This window comes from Nitrosomonas sp. Nm51, assembly GCF_900111165.1.
Lineage (GTDB): Bacteria > Pseudomonadota > Gammaproteobacteria > Burkholderiales > Nitrosomonadaceae > Nitrosomonas.
The window spans coordinates 1-1,015 of record NZ_FOGH01000131.1 but is presented as its reverse complement, the minus strand read 5'-3'; the positions used below and the strand labels follow the sequence as shown (position 1 = coordinate 1,015).

The following is a 1,015-nucleotide window of genomic DNA, read 5'->3' as shown; positions in this document are numbered from 1 at the left end:
TTTTCTGTGTAACCACTACATTGCCTATCAACTCATTTTCCAGGAGAGTGTATGTATCAGTATGGACTCAGATTCATTACTTTTTCACTGACGAAGCAACTGAAAACCTGGCTGCTGGCAGTCACTATACTCGGGCTGGTGACGATGAACATCGCCACACTCATCAGCGACAGTTTCCACACAGCCGCATTTGCCGCACTGGGAACAGCCCTGGGCTATACAGTGGGCTCGAAACTGACCGACAAGATGCTGGCCGCAGCCCGACGGTGAACAGAAAGACCGATGTGGCTTCCGCGATAAGGGATCTGTCCAGAAAAAATGCAGAACTGTCCAGGCAGAACCGGACACTGAAAGAACAGAGCGCCGGTCTGAAGAAAAGGATCAACAGGAAATCAGCGCAAATAAAGCAGTTCTCAAAGAAAGCCGCCGCCCGGTCGACACTGGCCGCCACCCGTAACCTGTCCTCACTGTCAGGCGAGGCCATTCCGGTACTGGGAATTGCGGTAATAGCCAGCGTTACAGCCTGGAATGTTTACGATTCCTGTCAAATGCTCACAGACCTGAACGAACTGAGTGCTGAATTCGAGCTGCACCAGCATCTGGAAGAAAAGCGGACGGTTTGTGGTATTAAAGTGCCCACCAAGGAAGAGATACTGGCTGAAATGCAGGAGAACTGGATCATTGCGTATGAAAGTGCCAGAGATGCCGTCAATCATGCAGCCGATGAAATACCGGAGATACCGGAACTATCGTTGTCAGTAAAGCGATACTGGGCGATGCTGATGGAAACACTGGAAAAGTTCATGACCAGCATTCCCGACTTCTTCAGGGACTGGTAACCAGATAAGCCGACAAGTCATTAATTCCGTAATTTTTGTATTAATTACCGGAAGGAAAGATTAACCACCGGATAGTCCATGTTTCGCGGTATTTGGTCAATGCAGCTGGCCATTTACCGCAGGCTGACTCTCTCAAAGAACTACTGGCAGTGAGTCAGTGATATTGTCGGCAATCA

The 1,015-nt window shown here is 49.4% G+C and carries 2 protein-coding genes; both read left to right on the top strand.

Annotated features, from left to right (window positions below; genetic code table 11):
* The first annotated feature begins 51 nt into the window (after positions 1-51).
* Complete coding sequence (locus BMY60_RS15180; RefSeq protein WP_090334733.1) at positions 52-270, top strand: hypothetical protein; 219 nt, start codon at positions 52-54, stop codon at positions 268-270.
* Positions 267-839, top strand: coding sequence for a hypothetical protein (locus tag BMY60_RS15175; protein WP_090334732.1), 573 nt, complete (start codon positions 267-269; stop codon positions 837-839). Before BMY60_RS15180 ends, BMY60_RS15175 begins: the two co-directional genes overlap by 4 nt.
* The last annotated feature ends 176 nt before the right edge of the window (positions 840-1,015 follow it).

What these genes read in the sequence shown, in the direction of transcription:
- BMY60_RS15180 (WP_090334733.1), top strand. Translation starts at nt 52, where the DNA reads ATGTATCAGTATGGACTCAGATTCATTACTTTTTCACTGACGAAGCAA.